Below are 3,717 nucleotides of genomic sequence, written 5' to 3' on the forward strand. Positions count from 1 at the left end.
TAATGAACGACTTACCATCAACAAATAATGGAAGGGAGTGGATTCGAACCACCGAACCCGAAGGAGCGGATTTACAGTCCGCCGCGTTTAGCCAGACTTCGCTACCCTTCCAAACATGATGTTAATTAACACCTGACTTAATGAATTATACGCTACTTTAACCAGGTTTGCAAGTAACTATTTAACACCAATCATTAATTTTTCGATTTGCGGTGAAATAACTAGTAACAATAGGCCAAAAATAATCGTAATCGTACCGATTATTCCAAAGTAAGCAATTTCGGTACTATGGTTATAGAATCTAACTAATTGTGAATTCACCGCTTGAGCGGCAGCATCGCTTAAAAACCACATGCTCATCATTTGCGACTGAAAAGCTTTAGGAGCCAGTTTAGTCGTTGCTGATAAACCAATCGGCGAAATTAACATTTCACCAATAATAACGATCGCCCAGCTCATAAAAAGCCAAAACGGAGAAACCTTTGAGCTTGTTCCGTAAAGTAACACTGGCAGTATCATCCAAAGAAATGAAACTCCGGCAAAGAATAAGCCATACGAAAATTTTTTTGGTGATGATGGTTGATGCTGCCCAAGCTTAGTCCATAGCATTGCAAAAACTGGTACATAAATCATAATAAAGAATGGATTTAAACTTTGGAAAAGACTCGATGGAAATTTAATTAGGCCGAAAAAAGATAGCCGTGTTTGCTCATTAGCAAATAAAGCTAGCACAACCGATCCTTGTTCTTCAATCGACCAGAACAAAATACTGGCTATGAATAAAGGAATATAGGCTTTAACTCGGGACCGCTCGATCTTGGTAACTTTGCGGCTAGCAATCATCATAATAAAATAAAAGATCGGAATAAAGATTGCAACTATTGTAATCAAAAAAATAATATTTTGTAAATTTAAGAGGTCAAATAATTTCATAATAGTTAAAATTAGACCAGTCGAAATTACTGCTAAAAGTGACCAACGCAAAACTTTTTTTAAATCCTCAGGTTCTAAAGGATCCGTTGGATATAAACTTTCACGTGAAAGATATTTTTTCCCATCAAAGTAATACTGCAATAAGCCAAAAAACATTCCAATTGCTGCCAATGAAAAGCCTAAATGAAAATTAACATTTTGACCAAGATAACCAACTACGATTGGCGCAATAAATGCTCCCATATTAATCCCAAAAACAAAAATACTAAAACCAGCATCACGTCGTGGATCATTTTCCTGGTATAATCCACCAACCATTTCAGAAATATTGGGTTTTAATAAACCTGTTCCAATCACAATCAAAGCAATCGAAATAAATAAAGCAATCTTTCCAAATGGAGTTGCTAAAGCAATGTGACCAAACATGATTAAAACGCCACCAATGAAAACTGTTTTACGACTGCCGAGAATTCGATCACTGACAAAACCACCCAAGACACTTGAAAGATATACCAGTGAACCATAGATTGACATGATTGACGCTGCTAACGGTTTGTCTAACCCAAGGCCACCTTTAGAAGCTGCATAATACATGTAAAAAAAGCAAAATTGCCCGCATACCATAGTAACTAAAGCGTTCCCACATTTCGGTGAAGAAAAGTGTTGCTAAGCCACGAGGATGACCTAAAAACTGCTGATCATTTTTTTCTAAATTCATTAAAAACTCCTCCAAAAAAATACATTTGAAATCTCTTAAAAAAATACCGCTCAATTTATAAAATCAATCGGCTTTTTTCATTCAATTAAATTTAATGGCTCCTTGCAAATCTTACAAGAAACAATCATTATTTAACAAAATTTCGAATTAAATTATAATTAATATTATTCATCTTCAAAACAATTAATTAATGTTCATAATGACTAAATAAAAATAGGTCTATTCAAGTCATTAGTGCCAGACTACGCTTTATTTATAATTACCGACAAAATCTTACGTCAAGACATAACTTATTTATTATAACACAACAACATTCTAATTATCAAAATTTTAAAAAGCAATAATTAATAAAACGCCGAATTGTTACCTCAAGTACAACCAATATTTCTGATAACTTGATCGAAAAAGACTTTGCTCAAGATGTTGCAGTTATCTATAACAAATCAAAACAATCAAAAGTAATTATTTATATCTTGATGTAAGTAAAAGGTTTGTAGCAATTACTGCTGAAAAACGTAATACCTACGATCTTTACGGTAATTTTTACAGAGCTATGTTTAAGTAAATCTGAGTTTCTATTCCCCAAATCTCAATTCAACCTGAAGAACTATAATATCAGCCTAAGACCCCTAAAATCATTGCAGTGAGAGTAACAGCTGCTTGAAAAAAGAAAAATAGACCAGCAAATTGCATTGTTAGAGTTAACCAGCAATCAATCCAAAATCATATGCCACATTAATTATCGAATGAACTTGGATTACACAAAAAAAGTTTCATTTTCCTTAACTTAGCTATTTGTATGTTGCTTTCATGCTTCTTCAGATTATTCTGATTTAAGCAATTAATAAACGGCTAGGGCACTCAAGCATCTCAACTACTACAAATACAGATGCTTGCTTGATGAGTACCGAGTAAAGCAAGATGACCTGCTTGAATCGAGTTCGAACAAACTGCCAAATTACAGAACTGAAATTACCGAAAAAAGGATAAAAATATCTCTTGGTGGTATCAGTCCTTTACAGTACCAAGAACAAAACAGATGTAATTAATATGGTCCAAAAAACGTCCGCACCTCCAAAATGGCGGTTTACTGTTGGCCATTCATTAACCTGTATGGCTTTCCCTTAATTTTGATAATATGCGAATAATAAACAAGACGACCAGAATCGCTTCGGCTGCTGCCAAATTGTGAAGGACCACTCCCCAACTTGATAGTGGCAGATTGGTTGTCACAATTGTTGATTTACGTTCATATCTTCCATTTATCAACTGAAAAAGTAAATTTGCATCATCTGTTGCTAAAGGCGGGTATCCTAGTTGCGAGAGTATAAATTGGAGGCAAACCGGCTTGCGCTTCATTTACTAATATCAATGCAAGAAAAAAAGTGAAATTAACGAATTAACAAAGTTTCAATTAATGCATTATTTAGGTCTATCAACAGATTTAGCAAGATTTTTATAAACTTTTTGTGTTATAATTTGTCAAAAAAGGAGTGTGTTTATGCACAATTTTAACAGTGGGCAACTACACGGTAGAAGTGCTAACTCTGAATCATACTAAATGTTACAGATATTTTTTCAGCCCTTCCAAATATAAACACAGATACAAATTTTTGGATGGTTCGTGCTAACAAATTATGAATATTAATGGGGATTTTATCAATGAAAAGAAAAAGATTTATGTTTAATATTTTTGCAATTGTAATTTTTTTATTAGCTTCTGTTTCTACAATTGCTTGGTATATAAAAACTGGAAGAATATATGAACTTTCAGATTTTTCATTTCATGCTTCAAGAGTTCAACAAATTTTTTGCAATTTAAAACAAGGACATTTTTTTACTTTTATAGCAACAAATGTTTTCCAGCAAACAGGTGTAGCTACGTTTTTATTTTATCCATCAACTTATCTTTACATTTGGGCATTCCTTTTATTTCATTTTAGCTATATTAATGCTTTTTATATTTGGTATGCTTTAATAACATTTGCTGCTTTTTTAGTAAGCTATTTTTCAATGTTAAGTTTTTCAAAAAATGCATTTTAGAAGCTTAGTATTTGCTTTTATTT

General features: G+C 32.9%; 3 protein-coding genes, 1 tRNA gene and 1 pseudogene. 1 reads left to right on the forward strand and 4 read right to left on the reverse strand.

Translation table 11 applies throughout. From position 1 onward, the window contains the following. Positions 1 to 28: 28 nt before the first annotated feature. From ON15_RS07890 to ON15_RS11490, 4 genes and pseudogenes are all read right to left on the reverse strand, one after another. A tRNA-Tyr gene (locus ON15_RS07890) sits at positions 29 to 111 on the reverse strand. A 66-nt stretch (positions 112 to 177) separates the two neighbouring features. After that, complete coding sequence (locus tag ON15_RS07895) at positions 178 to 1,557, reverse strand: peptide MFS transporter (RefSeq protein ID WP_141567407.1); 1,380 nt, start codon at positions 1,555 to 1,557, stop codon at positions 178 to 180. Next, on the reverse strand, positions 1,508 to 1,651 hold the full coding sequence (locus ON15_RS12325) for a hypothetical protein (RefSeq protein WP_010580956.1): 144 nt from the start codon (positions 1,649 to 1,651) through the stop codon (positions 1,508 to 1,510). Before ON15_RS12325 ends, ON15_RS07895 begins: the two co-directional genes overlap by 50 nt. 1,087 nt (positions 1,652 to 2,738) lie before the next feature. After that, positions 2,739 to 2,980, reverse strand: a pseudogene (locus tag ON15_RS11490) (ATP-binding protein); the annotation flags it as partial. 333 nt (positions 2,981 to 3,313) lie between these two features. Here ON15_RS11490 and ON15_RS07900 point away from each other — a divergent pair. Beyond that, positions 3,314 to 3,694 carry a hypothetical protein gene (locus ON15_RS07900; RefSeq protein ID WP_010580957.1) on the forward strand — a complete coding sequence of 127 codons (381 nt, stop codon included), beginning with the start codon at positions 3,314 to 3,316 and terminating at the stop codon, positions 3,692 to 3,694. Positions 3,695 to 3,717 lie beyond the last annotated feature (23 nt).

It is taken from the genome of Liquorilactobacillus vini DSM 20605, from assembly GCF_000255495.1.
Classification (GTDB): Bacteria; Bacillota; Bacilli; order Lactobacillales; family Lactobacillaceae; genus Liquorilactobacillus; species Liquorilactobacillus vini.

Bases quoted from the DNA above. Each gene is read 5' to 3' on its own strand.
- ON15_RS07900 (WP_010580957.1), top strand. From the start codon at position 3,314: ATGAAAAGAAAAAGATTTATGTTTAATATTTTTGCAATTGTAATTTTT.
- ON15_RS07895 (WP_141567407.1), bottom strand. From the start codon at position 1,557: ATGGTATGCGGGCAATTTTGCTTTTTTTACATGTATTATGCAGCTTCT.
- ON15_RS12325 (WP_010580956.1), bottom strand. From the start codon at position 1,651: ATGAATTTAGAAAAAAATGATCAGCAGTTTTTAGGTCATCCTCGTGGC.